This window comes from Micromonospora sp. CPCC 206060 (genome assembly GCF_036906895.1).
Taxonomy (GTDB): domain Bacteria; phylum Actinomycetota; class Actinomycetes; order Mycobacteriales; family Micromonosporaceae; genus Micromonospora.
Genome location: NZ_JBAKHU010000001.1, coordinates 404,482 through 421,796, shown reverse-complemented (window position 1 = coordinate 421,796; position 17,315 = coordinate 404,482). Strand labels below are relative to the sequence as shown.

Genomic DNA, 17,315 nt, shown 5'->3' with positions numbered 1-17,315 from the left:
TCTCCATAGCCCCGCCGACACCTGTTTTGGTTGATCATGAAGTTGTTGTCGCGACACGCCGACGGTGGTGACAACAACTTCATGATCAACGCGAGAGGGGCGGGGTCAGACGGCGGTACGTTCCCGGCCGACGGGGAAGCGGTCCAGCACCCCGGTACCGGCCAGTGCCCGGGTCAGGGCCCACCCGCCGGCACCCGCGATCACCGTGGCGCTGACCACCGTCAGCAGCGCGTACGGGATCCGGTAGGACGCCAGGTCGGTGCCGACGTTCCAGACGAAGAAGTCGAACAGCGCCGCGCTGAGGCCGGTCAGTGCCCCGGCCAGCAGTGCGGTCGGCAGCCGGAACGAGCGGTACCGCAACGCGGCGAAGGCCAATTCGGCGCCGAGACCCTGCACGATGCCCTGCGGGATCACCATGCCGCCCCACTGGCTACCCAGCAGTGCCGAGATCACCGCCGCGACGGTCTCGCAGTAGATCGCGGCGCCGGGCTTGCGGATCACCAGTCCACCGATCACCGCCGGCATCAGCCAGACCCCGTAGATGAGGGTCTGGGCCGGCGGGAAGAAGGCGAAGGCCGGATCGGTGGCCCGCCAGACGATGTTCCACGCCCAGAAGACCACGCTGAACGCGACGGCGATCACCGAGGCGACGACGATGTCGATGGTGCGCCAACGGGTGGTGTTGTCCATGTGCTCCCAGTCCTTCGATGAACCAGGAGAAGACGCACGCCGCGCCCGGTCGCCCGGACGGCGGCGCGGCTGGAGGTCGACCGAACTCCCTGCGCTGGCATTACCCAGATCAGGTTCGAGGGTCTGCGGGTGTGACCCGCACTCTCAGCGCTGTGCGCTCCCCTGTCGGATGTGAAGTTGTCCCGCAGACGCTAGCACCGGGCAGGTCGGACGGGCAGTCGGCCACCGGGACCTGTACGTGGAGCCGGCCACCGATTAAGTTATCTCAATCGATAGATGGCCTGTCGTCGGGTCCGGTACGCCACCGTCCCGGGCAGGTTAGGGTGGGCTGGCCCACACCGGGCAAGCACCGAGCGAAGGGACGCCTGCCGTGACCGCAGCCGACCGCGCGACGCCGCGTAGCGTCCGGCCGGACGGGGAAGTCGGGGAGTCGGGCGCACCCGCCGGTACGGTGACGGACACGCCTGCCGGAGGAATGCCGGACGTGCCCGAAAGTAACCAGCCGGAGGGATCCGGGGGCGCCGGCTGGTCGCTACGCGGCCGGATCGGCTCGGTGGAGATCCTCGCCGCGCTGCTGGTACTCCTGGTGATCTTCCGGGAGCCGCTGGCCGGCGCGCTCTCCGCCGCCCAACTGCAGACCTGGACCACGGTCTTCGTCTCGGTGATGGTGCAGGCGGTGCCGTTCCTGGTGTTCGGGGTGCTGCTCTCCGCCGTGATCGCGGTCTTCGTACCCCGGTCGTTCTGGGCCCGGGCCCTGCCCCGGCATCCGGCGCTCGCGGTACCGGTGGCCAGCGCCGCCGGGGTGGTGCTGCCCGGCTGCGAGTGTGGCTCGGTACCGATCGCGGGCTCGCTGATCCGTCGGGGCGTCACCCCGGCCGCCGCGCTCGCCTTCCTGCTGGCCGCCCCGGCGATCAACCCGATCGTGCTCACCGCCACCGCGGTCGCCTTCCCGGCCAACCCGGAGATGGTCCTCGGCCGGGCGGTGGCCAGCCTCGTCGTCGCCATGGTCATGGGCTGGCTCTGGCTGCGGCTGGGCCGCGCCGACTGGATCCGGCTGCCGCACCGCCCGGACCTGGACGGGGTCTCCCGGGGTCGGGCGTTCTGGGCTGCGGTCCGGCACGACGTCACCCACGCCGGTGGCTTCCTGGTCCTCGGCGCGATGGCCGCCGCGAGCATCAACGTGCTGGTACCCGAACGCTGGTTGCAGACCCTCGCGGACAACCCGGTGCTGTCGGTGCTCGCCCTGGCGGTACTGGCCGTACTGCTCTCCATCTGCTCGGAGGCGGACGCCTTCGTCGCCGCGTCGCTGTCCCAGTTCTCGCTGACCTCGCGGCTGGTCTTCCTGGTCGTCGGCCCGATGGTCGACCTGAAACTGATCTCCATGCAGGCGGGTGTCTTCGGCCGCCGGTTCGCGTTCCGGTTCGCCCCGACCACCTTCGTGGTGGCCACCGTGGTCGCGGTGGCGGTCGGAACGATCCTGTGGTGAACAGTGGCCCTGCGGTGATCGGTGGTCCTGTAGTGATCGGCGGTCCTGCGGTGATCGGCGGTCCTGTGGTGAACAGTGGCCCTGCGGTGATCGGTGGCCCGAAGGGTCGCCCTGCGGTGAAGGTGGTGGTCGCATGAACAGGCAGGCCCAGGCCGTCGTCCTGCTCCTGCTCGGTGGCGCCGTGTTGAAGGCCAGCTTCACCGATCTCTACCTGCGGTACGTGAAGGAAGGGCTGCGCCCCTTCCTGATCGCCGCCGCCCTGGTGCTGATCGTCGCGGCGGTCATGACCCTCTGGTACGACCTCCGGCCGGCCGCCGCGAACGAGCCGGACGGGGAACCCGACCATGGCCACGACCACGGACCCGACCATGGCCACGACCACGGACCCGACCATGGCCACGACCACGGCACGGGCGGTGGTCACCACGAACCTCGGGTCGGCTGGCTGCTCATCCTGCCGGTGCTCGGCCTGCTCCTGATCGCCCCGCCGGCCCTCGGGTCGTACGCGGCCGGCCAGGCCGGCACCGCCCTGGCCAGCCAGCAGGTCTCCGACTACCCACCGTTGCCCGAGGGCGACCCGGTCCGGATCACCATGCTCGACTACGCCTCCCGGGCACTGTTCGACAAGGGGCAGTCGATCGGGGACCGCCGGGTGACCCTGACCGGCTTCGTGGCCGGCGGTGGTCCGGGTGGGGAGCCCATCCTGGCCCGGATGATCCTCTCCTGCTGCGCGGCGGACGGCCGGCCGATCAAGCTCGGGATGGCCGGTAACGCGCCGGCCGGGCTGGCCGAGGACACCTGGATCGAGGTCACCGGCCGGTACAGCGACCGGGTGGCCAAGGACCCGGTCAACGAGGCCGACATCCCGTACGTGATTGTCGAGTCGTGGCGTGAGGTGCCCGTCCCGAAGCAGCAGTACGAGTGACCGTTCACGCCGGTGGGTAGGCTGCCGGCATGCAGATCGACGCGCGGGGGCTGACCTTCGAGGTACGCACCGGTGGACCGGTGGACGGTCGGCCCGTGCTGCTGCTGCACGGCTTCCCGCAGCACGGCGGGGAGTGGGACGACGTGGTGCCCGCCCTGCACCGGGCCGGTCTGCGGACGTACGCGCCGGACCAGCGGGGCTATTCGCCGGGGGCCCGCCCGGACGACGTCGCGGCGTACCGGATGGCGGAGTGCGTGGCGGACGCGATCGCCCTGCTCGACGCGGTGGAGGTCGACACCGCCCATCTGGTCGGTCACGACTGGGGCGCGCTGGTGGCCTGGCACCTGGCGGCCCGGCACCCGGAACGGGTCCGCACCCTGACCGCGGTCTCCGTGCCGCACCCCGCCGCCATGGCGTACGCCCTGACCCACGATCCCAGGCAAAAGCTCCGTTCCGCGTACATCAAGCTGTTCCAGCAGCCGGGGACGGCGGAGAAGGCCCTGCTCGCGCTGGATGCCGCCGCGCTGCGCCGGCTGCTGCGCGGGGTCGGGGGCGCCGAGCGGGTGGCCCGCTACGCGGAGCCGATGCGCCAGCCCGGGGCGCTGACCGGCGCGCTCAACTGGTACCGGGCGATGTCCCGGCGGGACATGGCCGGTACCGGTCCGGTGACGGTGCCCACCACGTTCGTGTGGAGTGACCGGGACGTGGCGATCGGCCAGACCGCCGCCGAGGCGTGCGCGGCCCAGGTGACCGGGGAGTACCGGTTCGTCACCCTGTCCGGGGTGACGCACTGGATCCCCGACGAGGCGCCCGGGCAGCTCGCCGAGGCGATCCTGGCCCGGACCGCCACCACGGATGAAGGCGGTGGACCGGCGGAGACCAGGGACGGTCCGGCGGAGAACGGTACCGGTCCGGGTGGGACCGGGACGGGGATGGAGGAGCGATGACACTCAGCGCAGAGGGCTACCTCGCGACGGTGACCGGCACGATCGAACGGGTGGCCACCGGCCAGCGCGAGGAGGTACACCGCGCCGCGGACCTCATCACCGCCGCGCTGCGTGCCGACGGGGTGGTGCACGCCTTCGGTACCGGTCACTCCGAGGCGCTCTCCATGGAGATCGCCGGCCGGGCCGGCGGACTGGTCCCGACCAACCGGATCGCCCTGCGTGACCTGGTGCTCTACGGCGGCGAGCCGGCGGACATCCTCGGCCCGACCCTGGAACGGGACCCGACGGTGGCGCACCGGCTCTACGCGCTCGCCCCGGTCCGGGAGCCGGACGTCTTCGTGGTGGCCTCCAACTCCGGGGTGAACGGGGCGATCGTCGAGTTCGCCTCGCTGGTCAAGGAACGCGGGCACGGACTGGTCGCCATCACCTCCCGGGAGCACTCGGCACAGGTCGAGTCCCGCCATCCGTCCGGTCGTAAACTCGCCGACTTCGCCGACGTGGTGCTGGACAACGGTGCCCCGTACGGCGACGCCACCCTGCCACTGCCCGGCGGTGGTGCGGTGGGTGCGGTCTCCTCGATCACCGCCGCCCTGCTCGCCCAGCAGATGGTGTTGGAGGTGGTGGCCCGGTTGGTCGCGGCGGGCGAGACGCCGCCGGTCTACCTGTCGGCGAACATCCCCGCCGGGGACGCCCACAACCACACCCTGGAGGCCCGGTACGCCGGCCGGATCCGGCGGGGTGCCTGACAGCTCGCACCACCCGCCCGACCGTGGATTGTTTCACGGAGCGGCGCACTGGGCAAGACGCCTTGCTGTCGGCGGCGCTGGTTCCGCCGACGGTGACGGGTACCCGGAGGTGGGCTGGTGTCGAGGGAAACCGAGAAGCAGCGTTGGCAGCGCAACTTCGCCGACCTGCTACAGGAACTCCGGGTCGCGCAGACCGGCGTGCAGATCCTCTTCGCCTTCCTGCTCACCCTGCCGTTCAGCAACGGGTTCCCGAAGGCCACCGCCTTCCAGAAGGACGTGTACGTCGTCGCGCTGCTGGCCGCTGCCGCTGCCACCGCCATGATCATCTCGCCGGTCGCCTTCCACCGGGCACTCTTCCGCCAGGGCCGCAAGCCGGAACTGGTCCGCTTCGCCCACGCGATGGCCAGCGCTGGGCTCGGCTTCATGCTCATCGCCATGGTCAGCGCGGTACTGCTGATCACCGACTTCATCCTGGACCGGCCCGTCGCGTTCCTGCTCAGCGTGATCACCGGCAGCTGGTTCCTGGTCTTCTGGGTGATCCTGCCGTTCGCCCGGCGCAACTGGGGCGAGGACATCGACGACGAGGACGACAACGTGTAAGGAAGGGCCCCTTCTTATCGCTTTCGGTATAGGAAGGGGCCCTTCTTAACACCCCGCTCAGCGGGCCGCGATCATCCAGACCAGCAGCGCGGCCACCAGTAGACCGTTGAGCAGCGCCAGCACCAGGTACGCCGAACCGGGGATGGGCCGGCCGCGCCGGACGTTGACGAAGAGCCAGCCGGCGTAACCGAGCAGCAGCAGACCGAGGACGGCGAGTACGTAGGGCACCGGTAGACCTTAGCGAGCCACCCGCAGCCCCAGCCGACGCAGCTCCAGTGCGGCGAGCGCGTCGACGGTGGCCGGGTCGCCCCGGCGCCACGCCTGTGCCGCGTCCGGATCGATCCGGGCCAGCTCGGTCAGCGGCCGGGTGGCCAGCGCGCGCAGGGCCAGCAGGTCTCGCCCGGCCGGGGCGGCCCGCAGCGCCCGGGCGGCCGAGGCACGGCGGATCCAGCGCAGCCGCAGCGGCAACCAGCCGAACAGCACCAGCCCGAGCGGGAACACCAGCACCGCCACGGCCAGCGCCAGGGCCAACTGCCCCACCAGCTCCTGCTGGTCCCGGCCGGCGTCGGCAACCGCCCGGGCCGCCGTCGCGGCACGGTCGAACGGGCCGGTCAGATCGTCCCCGACCACCGGCACCCGGCGTACCTTCCCGCCCGCCTCGGCCAGGTTGTCGGCGAGTCCGGTGCCCGCCCCCTCCAGCTTCTGTCCGGGTACGGCGAGCTTCTGCACCAGGTCGTGCAGCCACATTGCGGCGCGGACCCACAGGTACACCCAGGCCACGACGAGCAGGTCGGTGAGGAGTTGGCGGGCGGCGGTGGGAAAACGGTCGGCGTAGATTTTCACGCCGGACAGCGTGCCACGGCCGGCCGCCCCTGGCACCCCGGCGCGTCCCGGCCGGCTGGTCAGCCAGGCTGCCCGCTCACCGGGCGAGCCTGCTCAGCCGGCGCAGGACGGGCAGGTACCGAAAATCTCCAGGGTGTGGCTCACCTCGACGTACCCGTGCTGCCGGGCCACCCGCTCGGCCCAGCTCTCCACCGTCGGCCCGGCGACCTCGACCGTCCGGCCGCAGGCCCGGCAGACCAGATGGTGGTGGTGGCCCTCGCTGCACCGCCGGTAGAGGTGCTCGCCGCCCGGCGGGCGCATCACGTCGATCTCGCCCGCGTCGGCGAGCCCCTGCAGGGTCCGGTAGACCGTGGTCAACCCGACCCGTTCTCCCCGGTCCCGCAGCATCGCGTGCAGATCCTGTGCGCTGTGGAAGCCGTCCACCTCGGCGAGCAGCGCGCTCACCGCGCTGCGCTGCCGGGTGTTCCGGACGGCGGTACCGCTCTCTGTCAACGTCCCTCCCCGGCGTGGCTGACCGCATCGGCCACGATATGCGCCACGTGCTCGTCCACCAGGGCGTACACGATCTCCCGGCCACGCCGTGAGCCACGTACCACGCCGGCTCCGCGCAGCACCCGCAGGTGCTGGGAGACCAGCGGCTGCGCCGCGCCGAGCTTCTCCACCAGCTCGTGCACACAGCGCTCACCCTCGGCGAGCTCGGTGACGATGGCCAGCCGGATGGGCGCCGACAGGGCGCGGAGGAGGTCCCCCGCGCCCTCGAAGGCGTCATAACCGTTCGCGCTCGTCACCCTGCAACGGTAACCAATACCGGCTCGATTGCGGGGGTCAGGATCATCACCGGTGCAGAACGACCTCGTGCGGCTCCGCCGCCGGGCCCGGCAAGCCGTCGGCGCCCCGCCGGCGCAGTACCCGCAACAGCGCCGCGACCAGCGCGACGACCAGGAAGAGCGCGATCGCCAGCACCACGATCGAGGCACCGGGAGCGGTGTTCGCGGTGGCGGCCACCCAGACCCCGGTACCGGCGGCGAAGATGCCGAGCACCATCGCCATCACCATGGTGCTGTGGAACCCCCGGGTCACCTGCTGGGCGGCGGCGACCGGGACCACCATCAGCGCGCTGATCAGCAGCACACCGACGGCACGCATCGCGATGGTGACGGTCACCGCAGTGGTCACCGCGAGCAGCAGGTTGAGCGCCCGCACCGGCAGCCCGGACACCCGGGCGTACTCCTCGTCGTGGCAGATGGCGAAGAGCGCCGGGCGCAGCCCGACCATGGCCACCAGTACCACCGCACCGAGCACCGCGATGGTGACCAGATCCGTGCTGGAGGTGGTGGTCAGCGCCCCGAACAGGTACGCGTTGAGGTTCCCACTGGTGCTGTCCGACAGGCCCACCAGCAGCACACCCCCGGCGATGCCCCCGTAGAACAGCAGCGCGAGCGCCAGGTCACCGGAGGTCCGGCCACGGGCCCGGATCAGCTCGATGGTGACCGCGCCGATGGTGGCGACCACCACCGCGACCAGCACCGGGGACCGGTTGAGCAGCAGGCCGGCACCGACGCCGGTCAGCGCGACGTGCCCGATGCCGTCGCCGATCAGGGCCAGCCGTCGCTGCACCAGATAGATGCCGAGCGCGGGCGCGGCCAGCCCGATGATCAGCGCACCGACCAGGGCGCGCAGCATGAAGTCGTACTGGAAGAGGTTCATCGCTCAGCTGCTCCACAATCCGACGGGCTCGTCGGGACCGTGCGGGTGGACGTGGTCGTGGTCCGGCTCGGCGTGGTGGCCGGCCGGCTCGGGCACGGCACCGTCGTGGGCGATCCCACCCTGGTGTACGACCACCGCCCGGCTGATCAGTGGACGCAGCGGTCCCAGCTCGTGGGCGACCAGCAGCACCGTCCCGCCGCCGTCGACGAATCCCGCCAGCGCTTCGGCGAACGCCTCCTGGCTGGCCATGTCCACCCCGGCGGTCGGCTCGTCGAGCACCAGCAGTTCCGGCCGGCCGGCCAGTGCCCGGGCGATCAGGGTGCGCTGCTGCTGGCCACCGGAGAGGGTGGCCACCGGGTCACCGGCCCGATCGGTCAGCCCCACCGCGGCCAGTGCCTCGGCGACCGCCGTCCGGTCCGCCGCCCCGGCCGGGCGCAGGACGCCCCGGCGGGCCAGCCGGCCCGACGCCACCACCTCGCGCACGGTGGCCGGTACGCCGCTGCCGGCGCCGAGGCGCTGGGGGACGTACCCGATCCGGTGCCACTGCCGGAAGCGGCGCTGTGCGGTGCCGAAGAGGGTGACCTCCCCGGAGCTGAGCGGCACCAGCCCCAGCACGGCCCGGATCAGGGTGGACTTGCCGGATCCGTTGGCGCCGAGGACGGCGACCACCTCGCCGGCGTCGACGGTGAGCGAGACGTCACGGAGCACGGGGCGGCCGTCGTAGCCGACCACCCCGTGCGTGACGGTGATTACCGGTCCGGTCACGAGCAGCTCAGCGCCGTTCGTAGGGCTGTCAGGTTGTCGCGCATCACCGAAAGGTAGTCGCCCCTGCCGTCGGCCGGCAGCCCCTCGATCGGATCGAGTACCGCGGTCTTCGCCCCGACCTCCTTGGCGATGGTCTCGGCGACCTTCGGGCTGACCAGCGTCTCGAAGAAGATCGTGGTCGCCTGGTGCTCGCGTGCCTCCTCGGCGACCTCGGCCAGACGCTGCGGGGCCGGCTCGTCCTCCGGGGTGAGCCCGGACAGGCCGATCTGCTCCAGCTGGTAGCGCTCGGTCAGGTAGCCGAACGCGGTGTGGCTGACCACGATCTCCCGGCGCTGGCAGGTCTTCAGTCCTGCGGTGTACTCGGCGTCGAGCTTCGTCAGCTCGGCGCGGAGCGTCCGGGCGCGGGCGGTGTAGTCGGCCGCCCGGTCCGGGTCGGCCCGGCCCAGCCGTTCGGCCAGTTTGTCACCGATGGTGGCCAGCCGGGTCGGGTCGAGCCAGACGTGCGGGTCCTTGCCGTTCCCCTCCTCCTCGGCGTGCTCGGCCGCCCCGGCCGCCTCATCCTCGTGGTCGTGCCCGTCGGCTGCCGCGTCGAGCAGCGGCTGCACGGTGGCCACGTCGAACGCGCGGTCGCCGCCGTTCTGCTTGACCGCCTCGTCCACCGCAGGCTGGAACCCGGCCAGGTAGACAATCAGCTCCGCCTCGCTGACCTGCCCGACCTGGGCGGGGTTGAGTTCCAGGTCGTGCGGCTCGGCACCGGGCTTGGCCAGGTTGGTCACCCGTACCGCGTCGCCACCGACCCGCTCGGCCACGAACTGGAGCGGGTAGAAGGCGGCGACCACGTCCACCCGTTCCGGGTCGGCGCTGGTGGCACCGTCGGTGGAGCAGGCCGAGGCGGCGGTCATGGCGATCAGCGCCGTGGCGGTCACGGCGAGGGCGCGGCGTGCCGTGGCGGCCGGGCCGGTGGCCAGGGCGCGGCGTGCCGTGGCGGCCGGGCCGGTCACGGCGAGCGTACGGCGAGCGGAGCGGAGGTTCATGTGGTCAACTCTCCGCGACAATGAGAATGATTGTCAAAAACGCATGCTTGCATGTCACGCCCCTCCGGGGCGTAAGGAAGGGCCCCTTCTTATCGCTTTCTGTATAGGAAGGGCCCCTTCCTAACACCTCAGAGAATCTTCACAAGTGCGGCGGCGACCACCAGGGTCAGCATCAGCAGCCGCACCACCCGGGTCTGCGGGGCCTGTACCGGCCAGGTGGTGACCAGCAGCGCCACCAGGCCGGCGGCCAGCGCCAGCAGCAGCGCCCCACCGATGATTCCCGGCGCGAAGAGGGCGGCCAGCACCACCACGAGGGCGGCGAGGAAGGCGGCGGTCGGGTTGACCCGGGCCAGCCGGGCCAGCAGGGAACTCTGCGTAGGCTGCATCCCACAGACTCTACGAGGAGGACAGTGGTGTTCGTCACCAACCGGTTCGTGGTCGACGAGGAGAACGCGGCGACCTTCACCGAGCGGGCGCACGCCGCTCTCGCCGCCCTGGCCGCCCGCCCCGGCTACCGGAGGGGGGAGTTGCTCCGCGCCCTGGATGACCCGACGCACTGGTGCCTGCTCACCGAATGGGAGTCGGTCGGCACCTACCGGCGGGCGCTCGGCGCGTTCGACGTGAAGGTGCACTCCGTCCCGCTGCTCGCCGAGTCGATCGACGAGCCGTCGGCGTACGAGTCGCTGGCCGGCGCCGCGCCGGGCGGCGAGGTCGAGGTGGTGGCCAGCGACCGGGCCGTCCACCCGTACCGGTGACGCCGACCCGGTACCGGGGGCCCCACTCGTGTGCCGGTGACGCCGACCCGGGAACGGTTGATCCGGGCCGCGCAGGCGTGCCGGTGAGCCGGCTGGCACTACCCTTTCCCTCATGACCGCTGCCGGACCGGCCGCCCCACCGCCGTATCCCGTGTCGCCCGGCTCGCCCGGAGCGGACCACCCCGTGCCGTCGCATCAGCCGGCAGGGGAGCACTCCGTGCCGTCGCATCAGCCGGCGGCGGAGCACTCCGTACCGTCGCATCAGCCGGCGGCGGAGCACTCCGTACCGTCGCATCCGCCCGCGGCGCCGGTGCCGCCTGGTCCGCATCCTCCGGTGCCGGGCCCGCCGCCGGGCCCGGGCGTCGCACCACCGTTCGCCGCGCCGCCCACCGAGGGCCGCAGCACCCGGCTCTGGGTCGGGCTCGGCGTCGGGGCGCTGGCGGCCCTGCTCTGCTGCGGCGGCGGGACCGCCGCCGTGGTCGGTCTGGTGGTCACCGGAACGGAGGCGGTGGGCGAGCAGGCCCGCGCGGTGACCGGCGACTACTACCAGGCGCTCTCCGCCGAGCAGTACGACAAGGCGTACGCGCTGCTCTGCGACGACGTGCGCAGCCGGGAGTCGCGCGGCCAGTTCGAACGTCGGGTCGCCGCTGAACCGCAGATCGCCTCCTACCGGGTGGGCGAGCCAGAGCTGACCAACGAGGTGACCGTGCCGGTGCAGGTCACCTTCGCCGGCGGCGGGACCGACGACCAGCGGGTCGAGCTGACCCAGGACCGGCAGACCGGCAGCCTGGAGGTCTGCGGGGTCAGCTGAGGTCAGCTGAGGTCAGCTGAGGTCAGCTGAGGTCAGCGTGACGGATGAGAACGGTAGCGGGGTCAGCTGGGCGGCCGGGTGGTGGCGGGGAGTAATCTCCTGCTGTTCACATCCGGTCTTCACGCGACGCCTCGCGTGCCGACACGTCCCCGCCGGCCGCCAGCCGGCGTAGGAGGAAACCATGCCAGCCGACCGCATCGACGCCATCGTCAGCCTCGCCAAACGGCGCGGCTTCGTCTTCCCCTCCAGCGAGATCTACGGAGGCACCCGGTCGGCCTGGGACTACGGTCCGCTCGGCGTGGAGCTGAAGGAGAACGTCCGCCGTCAGTGGTGGAAGACCATGGTGCAGCAGCGCGACGACGTGGTCGGCCTGGACTCCGCGGTCATCCTCGCCCGCGACGTGTGGGCCGCCTCCGGCCACCTGGAGGCGTTCGTCGACCCGCTGACCGAGTGCCAGTCCTGCCACAAGCGGTTCCGCGCCGACCACCTGGAAGAGGCGTACGAGGCGAAGCACGGCAAGCCGCTGGCGTCGCTGGCCGAGCTGAACTGCCCGAACTGCGGTAACAAGGGCACCTTCACCGCGCCGAAGATGTTCAACGGTCTGATGAAGACCTACCTCGGCCCGGTGGAGAGCGAGGAGGGGATGCACTACCTGCGCCCCGAGACCGCCCAGGGCATCTTCGTCAACTACAACAACGTGGCCAACGCGGCCCGCAAGAAGCCGCCGTTCGGTATTGCCCAGGTCGGTAAGTCGTTCCGCAACGAGATCACCCCCGGTAACTTCATCTTCCGCACCCGAGAGTTCGAGCAGATGGAGATGGAGTTCTTCGTCGAGCCCGGCTCCGACGAGCAGTGGCACGAGTACTGGCTCAACGAGCGGTGGAACTGGTACATCGACCTCGGCCTGTCCGAGGGCAACCTGCGCCTCTACGAGCACCCGCAGGAGAAGCTCTCGCACTACTCGAAGCGCACCGTCGACATCGAGTACAAGTTCATGTTCGGTGGCACCGAGTTCTCCGAGCTGGAGGGTATCGCCAACCGGACCGACTTCGACCTGAGCACCCACGCCAAGCACTCCGGCGTCGACCTCTCCTACTTCGACCAGACCAAGGGTGAGCGGTGGGTGCCGTACGTCATCGAGCCGGCCGCCGGTCTGACCCGCGCGGTGCTGGCGTTCATGCTGGAGGCGTACGACGTGGACCAGGCGCCAACCACCAAGGGCAAGATGGAGGAGCGCACCGTGATGCGCTTCGACCCGCGGCTGGCTCCGGTGAAGGTGGCCGTCCTGCCGCTGTCCCGTAACGAGGCGCTCTCCCCGAAGGCCAAGGGGCTCGCCGCTGACCTGCGCAAGCGCTGGGTGGTCGAGTTCGACGACTCGCAGGCGATCGGCCGCCGCTACCGGCGTCAGGACGAGATCGGTACCCCGTTCTGCGTCACGGTCGACTTCGACACCCTCGACGACAACGCGGTCACCGTCCGGGACCGGGACACCATGACCCAGGAGCGGGTGTCCCTGGACCAGGTCGAGCGTTACCTGATCGAGCGGCTTCCCGGCTGCTGAGGTGTAAGGAAGGGCCCCTTCTTATCGCTTTCGGTATAGGAAGGGGCCCTTGTTAACACCTGGCACCGGGCGCCGAAGCCCTGCCGGGACCGGTAGGCGTCCTCCACCATCCGGCGGACCCGGGCCGGTTCACGGCGGATCTGCGCCGGGGTGAAGTGCAGGATGAGGACGCCCCGCCGGCTCAACTCGTTGTGCCGGTCCATGGTCCGCGCCCAGTCTGCCGGGGCGAAGTGGTACTCCTGCGACTCGACCTCCAACGCGATCGCCTCCTCCTCCAGGTAGCCGTCCGGCGTGGGCAGGCGGGTCCCGTCGGGCAGCCACAGGGGCGGATTCCAGCGGATCTCCGGCAGGATCCTGCTGCCGCCCAGGCACTCCCGGAACTCCGCCTCCGGCGCGGACCGGGTACCGGCGACCACCTCACGGAACGCCTGCCGGACCAGCGCGGTACGACTGCGCCGGGCGCGGACGATCTCGTCGTCGAGCCGGGTCAGGTCGGCGTACTCGCGCTGCACCGACTCGGCCAGGATCGCGCGGACCGTCCGCAGGTCGCGCAGGCCCCGGGTGGCGTCGACCACCGCCCGGGCCGGCGAGCAGACCCGGTAGAGGCCGGCGTCCCGGGCGTACGGATCGAGGCTGAGCGCCCGCGACACCACGACGAAGCCGGCGGATGCGCGTCGTGCCTGGTGGGGCACGATCAGCTGGACCTGCTCGGAGCGTGGGCTGTACCGGAAGCCGTACCAGGCGAGCGCCGCGAGCCCGGTCAGTTGCGCGCCGGCGCCCGTGTAGAGCGCCGCGGAGATCCGTCGCTGTTCGTCGGTCAGGACCCCGGTGACCAGCGAGTACGTCGCTGGCAGCACCCGCAGCCAGCGACCGCGCCGGGTCTGCCGGTACAGGTACATGTCGTCGAAGCCGGCGGCGAGCAACTGGCTGCGGGTGACGATCTGCTGTTGCCGGTCGGCGATCGCGCCGAGATCGAACGGCGGCGCCTGGTCGGCGGCGAGGTTGCTGTTCACCGCCGCAGCGTGACCGGTCCGGGCGGCCGTTGTCCGCCTCGATCCGGCCGGCTGTGGATAACCGGTGGCGGTGTGGACGACCACCCGGGGCGGCTGTCGATGTGATATGCGCCGCTCCGGCCGGGGTGTTAACCGGGGGCCCTTCCTATGCAGAATCCGTTAATAGGGGGCCCTTCCTTACACTTCAGGGATGTCCAGTGAGCTGTCGGTCCCTGCTGCCCGTCCGTTGGTGATCGGGCGGCACGAGGTGTGGCCGCCGGTGGTGCTGGCCCCGATGGCCGGAATCACCAACGTCGGGTTCCGCCAGCTCTGCCGGGAGCAGGGCGGTGGGATCTACGTCTGCGAGATGATCACGACGACCGCACTGGTCGAGCGGAATCCGAAGACGCTCCGCATGATCGCCTTCGGGCCGGACGAGCGGCCCCGCAGCCTCCAGCTCTACGGGGTGGATCCGGAGATCACTGCGGCGGCGGTACGGATCGTGGTGGAACGGGATCTGGCCGACCATATCGACCTCAACTTCGGCTGCCCGGTACCGAAGGTCACCCGCAAGGGCGGAGGGTCGGCCCTGCCCTGGCGGCGCCGGCTGTTCGCCCGGATCGTCCGGGCGGCGGTGGCCGCGGCGGCACCCGCCGGGGTCCCGGTCACCGTCAAGATGCGCAAGGGCATCGACGACGAGCACCTGACGTACGTCGAGGCGGGGCTCGCCGCCCAGGACGCCGGCGTGGCGGCGGTCGCCCTGCACGGGCGGACCGCCGCGCAGCGCTACTCGGGTACCGCCGACTGGGACGCGATTGCCACCCTGAAGCAGGAACTGGACGTTCCGGTGCTGGGCAACGGCGACATCTGGGAGGCCGACGACGCGCTGCGGATGGTGGCGCACACCGGGGTGGACGGCGTGGTGGTGGGGCGGGGCTGCCTGGGGCGGCCGTGGCTCTTCGCCGACCTGGAGGCGGCCTTCAACGGGCGGCCCGAGCGGCGGATGCCCACGCTCGGCGAGGTCTCGGCAACCATGCGCCGGCACGCCGAGTTGCTGGTGGCGCAGTTCGTCGCCGGGGCGCGCAACCCGGCCCGGGGTGAGCGGGACGGCTGCACCGACTTCCGCAAGCACGTCGCCTGGTACCTGAAGGGCTTCCCGGTGGGCGGTGAGCTGCGTCGGGCGCTGGCCATGGTGGAGAGCCTGGCCGAACTGGACGACCTGCTCGGCAAGCTGGATCCGGCAGAGCCCTTCCCGGTCAGCGCGCTCGGCCAACCCCGGGGCCGGACCAACTCGCCGGGCAAGGTGTTCCTGCCGGACGGCTGGCTGGCGACTCGGGACGACGACTCGGTACCGGAGGGCGCGGAACTCGCCGACTCGGGCGGCTGATCCGCCGACCCGTGTCGATCATGGAGTTGTGGTGGGTGACAAGGTGGGGCAATACCGCATCATCCGGGCACCACAACTCCATGATCGACGGGGAGGGCGCGGGGGTCAGGTAGCCGGGCGGGGTGCGGGGATGCTGGCGCCGGTCGGGGTCGGCCAGGGCACCTCGGGCGACGGGTGGAAGGTGATCCCAGCGGCGGCCCAGCGCGGGCCGTGACCGGCCAGCCGCCCCCGGAACCCGGACCAGTCCTGCCGCGACCGGGGTGACCAGCCCACCTCGGCGATGGCGGGCAGGCGCGGGAAGAGCATGAACTCGACCTCGGCGAGGGTGGTCACCGACTCCGTCCAGAGCGGGGCCTCCACGCCGAGCACCGCCTCGGCGGGTACGTCGGCCAGGTGCGTACCCGGATCCCAGTCGTACGCCTGGTGCACCTCGACGAGTCCGGCCCAGTCGTGCCCGATCGGGGTGTCGGCGGCGTACTTCATGTCCAGGTAGGTGTGGTTGCCGGGGGAGAGGATCAGCCGGGCGCCCCGGCGGACCGCGTCGGCGACGATCGGGTCGACCGGGTCGGTGCCCCACCACTGGAGTACCCGGCCCGGCTCGTGGGCGGCCGGGGCCACCTGGTGCCAGCCCACCACCGTCCGGCCCGTGGCGGTGACCATCGGCTGCACCCGGTCCAGGAAGGCGGCGTAGTCGGCGGGCGGCACGGTGAACGCCTCGTCCCCGCCGATGTGCAGGTACGGCCCGGGGGTCAGTTCGGTGATCTCGCGGAGCACGTCGGTGATGAAGGCGTAGGTCAGTTCGCTGGCGGTGTCCACGGCACTGAACCCGACGTCGGTGCCGGTGTACGGCTCCACGGCGGTCGCGGTGCGGCCCAGCTCGGGGTACGCGACCAGGGCGGCGTGGGTGTGCCCGGGCAGGTCGATCTCCGGCACCACGGTGACGTACCGGGCGGCGGCGTACGCGACGATCCGCTGGTATTGGGCGCGGGTGTAGTGGCCGCCGGGGCCGCCGCCGACCTGGGTGGCGCCGCCGACCGGGCCGAGCCGGGGCCACGAGTCGACCGCGATCCGCCAGCCCTGGTCGTCGGTGAGGTGCAGGTGCAGGTGGTTGAGCTTGTACCGGGCGAGATGGTCGACCACCCGGAGCACCTCGTCGACGGTGAAGAAGTGCCGGCAGACGTCGAGCATCGCGCCCCGGTAGGGGAAGCGCGGCCGGTCGACGATCGTCCCGCCGGGGAGTGTCCAGGGTCCGTCTCCGGTCTCCGGCTGTTCGATGTCGGCCGGGAGGAGTTGGCGCAGGGTCTGCACCCCGTAGAAGAGGCCGGCCGGGGTGGCGGCGCTGATCCGTACCCCGTCGGCGGTGACCGTCAGCTGGTACCCCTCGGGACCGTGTTCCGTCCCGTCCGGGTCGAGCACCAGGGCGATGCCGCCGGTCGGCTCCGCACCGGTGGTCCCGGTGCCCGGCAGCGAGGAGGCGGTGCCCGGCTGCGAAAGTGCGGTGACCGGCAGCGGGAAGCCGGTGGCCGGCCGGAGCAGGGCGGCGAGCTGCTCGGCGACGGCCAGCGCGGCCGGGTCGTCGGTGGCCCGGATGGTGGCGCCGGCGGTCAGGGTGAAGGACGTCCCGGTGGGGTCGCTGTCGACGTGTACCGGGGCCGGTACGACGTCGTCGAGCCGGGCCGGGATGACGGTGGGGCCGCCGGACCGGGTGGTGCCGGGGGTCGGTTCCGGCCGGGCGTCCGCAGCGGCGGGCGGGGTGGATGACACGTCTTCTCCGAGGGTGTATTTCCGGTGCTTCTGGCTAAGCACCCGGGGTGGGAAGGTCCGTCAAGGGTACGGGTCAACCTGGCTGAGCTGCGTAAACGTGCGCGTGGAAGCGTTTCCAAATACCGGTACGAACGCTGCGAGTGGTGATAGTTGTGCCGATTGTCACCGAACGGTCCCAGGCCGGCTGTTGTTCGCTTAACCTTCGCCCACCAATGGCCATTGGGACCCGGGTACGGAGAGTTGCGCCCTGGGTAAGACAGCAACTAAACCTTCGTTAAGTGCGGCAACGGCGCGGCTGGGAG

The 17,315-nt window shown here is 71.4% G+C and carries 19 protein-coding genes, 1 pseudogene and 1 riboswitch; of the genes and pseudogenes, 9 read left to right on the top strand and 11 right to left on the bottom strand.

The window, feature by feature from the left end:
- Positions 1-105 precede the first annotated feature (105 nt).
- The gene (locus V6U90_RS01900) at positions 106-690 is read right to left on the bottom strand and encodes an ECF transporter S component (protein WP_334430769.1); all 585 of its coding nucleotides are present in this window, start codon (positions 688-690) and stop codon (positions 106-108) included.
- A gap of 68 nt (positions 691-758) precedes the next feature.
- Positions 759-864: riboswitch (TPP riboswitch) on the bottom strand.
- A 196-nt stretch (positions 865-1,060) separates the two neighbouring features.
- On the opposite strand from V6U90_RS01900, the gene V6U90_RS01895 reads away from it, so the two are divergent.
- From V6U90_RS01895 to V6U90_RS01875, 5 genes and pseudogenes are all read left to right on the top strand, one after another.
- Positions 1,061-2,176 (top strand): permease, encoded by a 1,116-nt coding sequence (locus V6U90_RS01895; RefSeq protein ID WP_442933498.1) that lies wholly within the window; start codon positions 1,061-1,063, stop codon positions 2,174-2,176.
- A 133-nt stretch (positions 2,177-2,309) separates the two neighbouring features.
- Positions 2,310-3,101: a TIGR03943 family putative permease subunit gene (locus V6U90_RS01890; protein ID WP_334430767.1), complete on the top strand. Its 792-nt coding sequence runs from the start codon at positions 2,310-2,312 to the stop codon at positions 3,099-3,101.
- 29 nt (positions 3,102-3,130) lie between these two features.
- Positions 3,131-3,958 (top strand): annotated as a pseudogene (locus V6U90_RS01885) (alpha/beta fold hydrolase); the annotation flags it as partial.
- Between the two features lie 86 nt (positions 3,959-4,044).
- Positions 4,045-4,794, top strand: coding sequence for an SIS domain-containing protein (locus V6U90_RS01880; RefSeq protein WP_334430766.1), 750 nt, complete (start codon positions 4,045-4,047; stop codon positions 4,792-4,794).
- 117 nt (positions 4,795-4,911) lie between these two features.
- Positions 4,912-5,394: a DUF6328 family protein gene (locus tag V6U90_RS01875; protein WP_334430765.1), complete on the top strand. Its 483-nt coding sequence runs from the start codon at positions 4,912-4,914 to the stop codon at positions 5,392-5,394.
- A 57-nt stretch (positions 5,395-5,451) separates the two neighbouring features.
- Here V6U90_RS01875 and V6U90_RS01870 read toward each other — a convergent pair whose 3' ends face one another.
- The 8 genes from V6U90_RS01870 to V6U90_RS01835 form a co-directional block, all read right to left on the bottom strand.
- Entirely contained in the window at positions 5,452-5,622 is a 171-nt protein-coding gene (locus V6U90_RS01870) for a hypothetical protein (protein ID WP_208815091.1), read from the bottom strand.
- A gap of 9 nt (positions 5,623-5,631) precedes the next feature.
- A complete protein-coding gene (locus V6U90_RS01865) occupies positions 5,632-6,237 on the bottom strand; it encodes a hypothetical protein (RefSeq protein ID WP_334430764.1) in 606 nt (201 codons plus the stop codon).
- A gap of 93 nt (positions 6,238-6,330) precedes the next feature.
- Positions 6,331-6,729 (bottom strand): Fur family transcriptional regulator, encoded by a 399-nt coding sequence (locus V6U90_RS01860; protein WP_334430763.1) that lies wholly within the window; start codon positions 6,727-6,729, stop codon positions 6,331-6,333.
- Positions 6,726-7,025 carry an ArsR/SmtB family transcription factor gene (locus tag V6U90_RS01855; RefSeq protein ID WP_334430762.1) on the bottom strand — a complete coding sequence of 100 codons (300 nt, stop codon included), beginning with the start codon at positions 7,023-7,025 and terminating at the stop codon, positions 6,726-6,728. Before V6U90_RS01855 ends, V6U90_RS01860 begins: the two co-directional genes overlap by 4 nt.
- A 46-nt stretch (positions 7,026-7,071) precedes the next feature.
- The gene (locus V6U90_RS01850; protein ID WP_334430761.1) at positions 7,072-7,944 is read right to left on the bottom strand and encodes a metal ABC transporter permease; all 873 of its coding nucleotides are present in this window, start codon (positions 7,942-7,944) and stop codon (positions 7,072-7,074) included.
- Between the two features lie 3 nt (positions 7,945-7,947).
- Positions 7,948-8,709, bottom strand: a complete 762-nt coding sequence (locus tag V6U90_RS01845) for a metal ABC transporter ATP-binding protein (protein ID WP_334430760.1) — start codon at positions 8,707-8,709, stop codon at positions 7,948-7,950.
- Positions 8,706-9,611: a metal ABC transporter substrate-binding protein gene (locus V6U90_RS01840; protein ID WP_334430868.1), complete on the bottom strand. Its 906-nt coding sequence runs from the start codon at positions 9,609-9,611 to the stop codon at positions 8,706-8,708. The genes V6U90_RS01845 and V6U90_RS01840 overlap by 4 nt, the downstream gene beginning before the upstream one ends.
- Before the next feature lie 260 nt (positions 9,612-9,871).
- Positions 9,872-10,129, bottom strand: coding sequence for a DUF6703 family protein (locus V6U90_RS01835; RefSeq protein WP_334430759.1), 258 nt, complete (start codon positions 10,127-10,129; stop codon positions 9,872-9,874).
- A 27-nt stretch (positions 10,130-10,156) separates the two neighbouring features.
- On the opposite strand from V6U90_RS01835, the gene V6U90_RS01830 reads away from it, so the two are divergent.
- The 3 genes from V6U90_RS01830 (at position 10,157) to V6U90_RS01820 (ending at position 12,870) form a co-directional block, all read left to right on the top strand.
- The gene (locus tag V6U90_RS01830) at positions 10,157-10,498 is read left to right on the top strand and encodes an antibiotic biosynthesis monooxygenase family protein (protein ID WP_334430758.1); all 342 of its coding nucleotides are present in this window, start codon (positions 10,157-10,159) and stop codon (positions 10,496-10,498) included.
- A gap of 334 nt (positions 10,499-10,832) precedes the next feature.
- Positions 10,833-11,309 (top strand): Rv0361 family membrane protein, encoded by a 477-nt coding sequence (locus tag V6U90_RS01825; RefSeq protein WP_334430757.1) that lies wholly within the window; start codon positions 10,833-10,835, stop codon positions 11,307-11,309.
- A gap of 181 nt (positions 11,310-11,490) precedes the next feature.
- Positions 11,491-12,870 carry a glycine--tRNA ligase gene (locus tag V6U90_RS01820; protein WP_334430756.1) on the top strand — a complete coding sequence of 460 codons (1,380 nt, stop codon included), beginning with the start codon at positions 11,491-11,493 and terminating at the stop codon, positions 12,868-12,870.
- Here the strand turns inward: V6U90_RS01820 and V6U90_RS01815 are convergent.
- The gene (locus V6U90_RS01815) at positions 12,840-13,883 is read right to left on the bottom strand and encodes a type IV toxin-antitoxin system AbiEi family antitoxin domain-containing protein (RefSeq protein ID WP_334430755.1); all 1,044 of its coding nucleotides are present in this window, start codon (positions 13,881-13,883) and stop codon (positions 12,840-12,842) included. The two genes, V6U90_RS01820 and V6U90_RS01815, sit on opposite strands and share 31 nt — an antisense overlap.
- Positions 13,884-14,073: 190 nt before the next feature.
- On the opposite strand from V6U90_RS01815, the gene dusB reads away from it, so the two are divergent.
- On the top strand, positions 14,074-15,249 hold the full coding sequence (dusB, locus tag V6U90_RS01810; RefSeq protein WP_334430754.1) for a tRNA dihydrouridine synthase DusB: 1,176 nt from the start codon (positions 14,074-14,076) through the stop codon (positions 15,247-15,249).
- A gap of 105 nt (positions 15,250-15,354) precedes the next feature.
- Here the strand turns inward: dusB and V6U90_RS01805 are convergent, their stop codons facing one another.
- Complete coding sequence (locus tag V6U90_RS01805; protein ID WP_442933497.1) at positions 15,355-17,055, bottom strand: beta-N-acetylhexosaminidase; 1,701 nt, start codon at positions 17,053-17,055, stop codon at positions 15,355-15,357.
- Positions 17,056-17,315: the final 260 nt, after the last annotated feature.

Coding starts and splice junctions, on each gene's coding strand:
- V6U90_RS01900 (WP_334430769.1), bottom strand. CDS start 690: ATGGACAACACCACCCGTTGGCGCACCATCGACATCGTCGTCGCCTCG.
- V6U90_RS01890 (WP_334430767.1), top strand. CDS start 2,310: ATGAACAGGCAGGCCCAGGCCGTCGTCCTGCTCCTGCTCGGTGGCGCC.
- V6U90_RS01880 (WP_334430766.1), top strand. CDS start 4,045: ATGACACTCAGCGCAGAGGGCTACCTCGCGACGGTGACCGGCACGATC.
- V6U90_RS01850 (WP_334430761.1), bottom strand. CDS start 7,944: ATGAACCTCTTCCAGTACGACTTCATGCTGCGCGCCCTGGTCGGTGCG.
- V6U90_RS01840 (WP_334430868.1), bottom strand. CDS start 9,611: ATGACCGCCGCCTCGGCCTGCTCCACCGACGGTGCCACCAGCGCCGAC.
- V6U90_RS01835 (WP_334430759.1), bottom strand. CDS start 10,129: ATGCAGCCTACGCAGAGTTCCCTGCTGGCCCGGCTGGCCCGGGTCAAC.
- V6U90_RS01820 (WP_334430756.1), top strand. CDS start 11,491: ATGCCAGCCGACCGCATCGACGCCATCGTCAGCCTCGCCAAACGGCGC.
- dusB (WP_334430754.1), top strand. CDS start 14,074: ATGTCCAGTGAGCTGTCGGTCCCTGCTGCCCGTCCGTTGGTGATCGGG.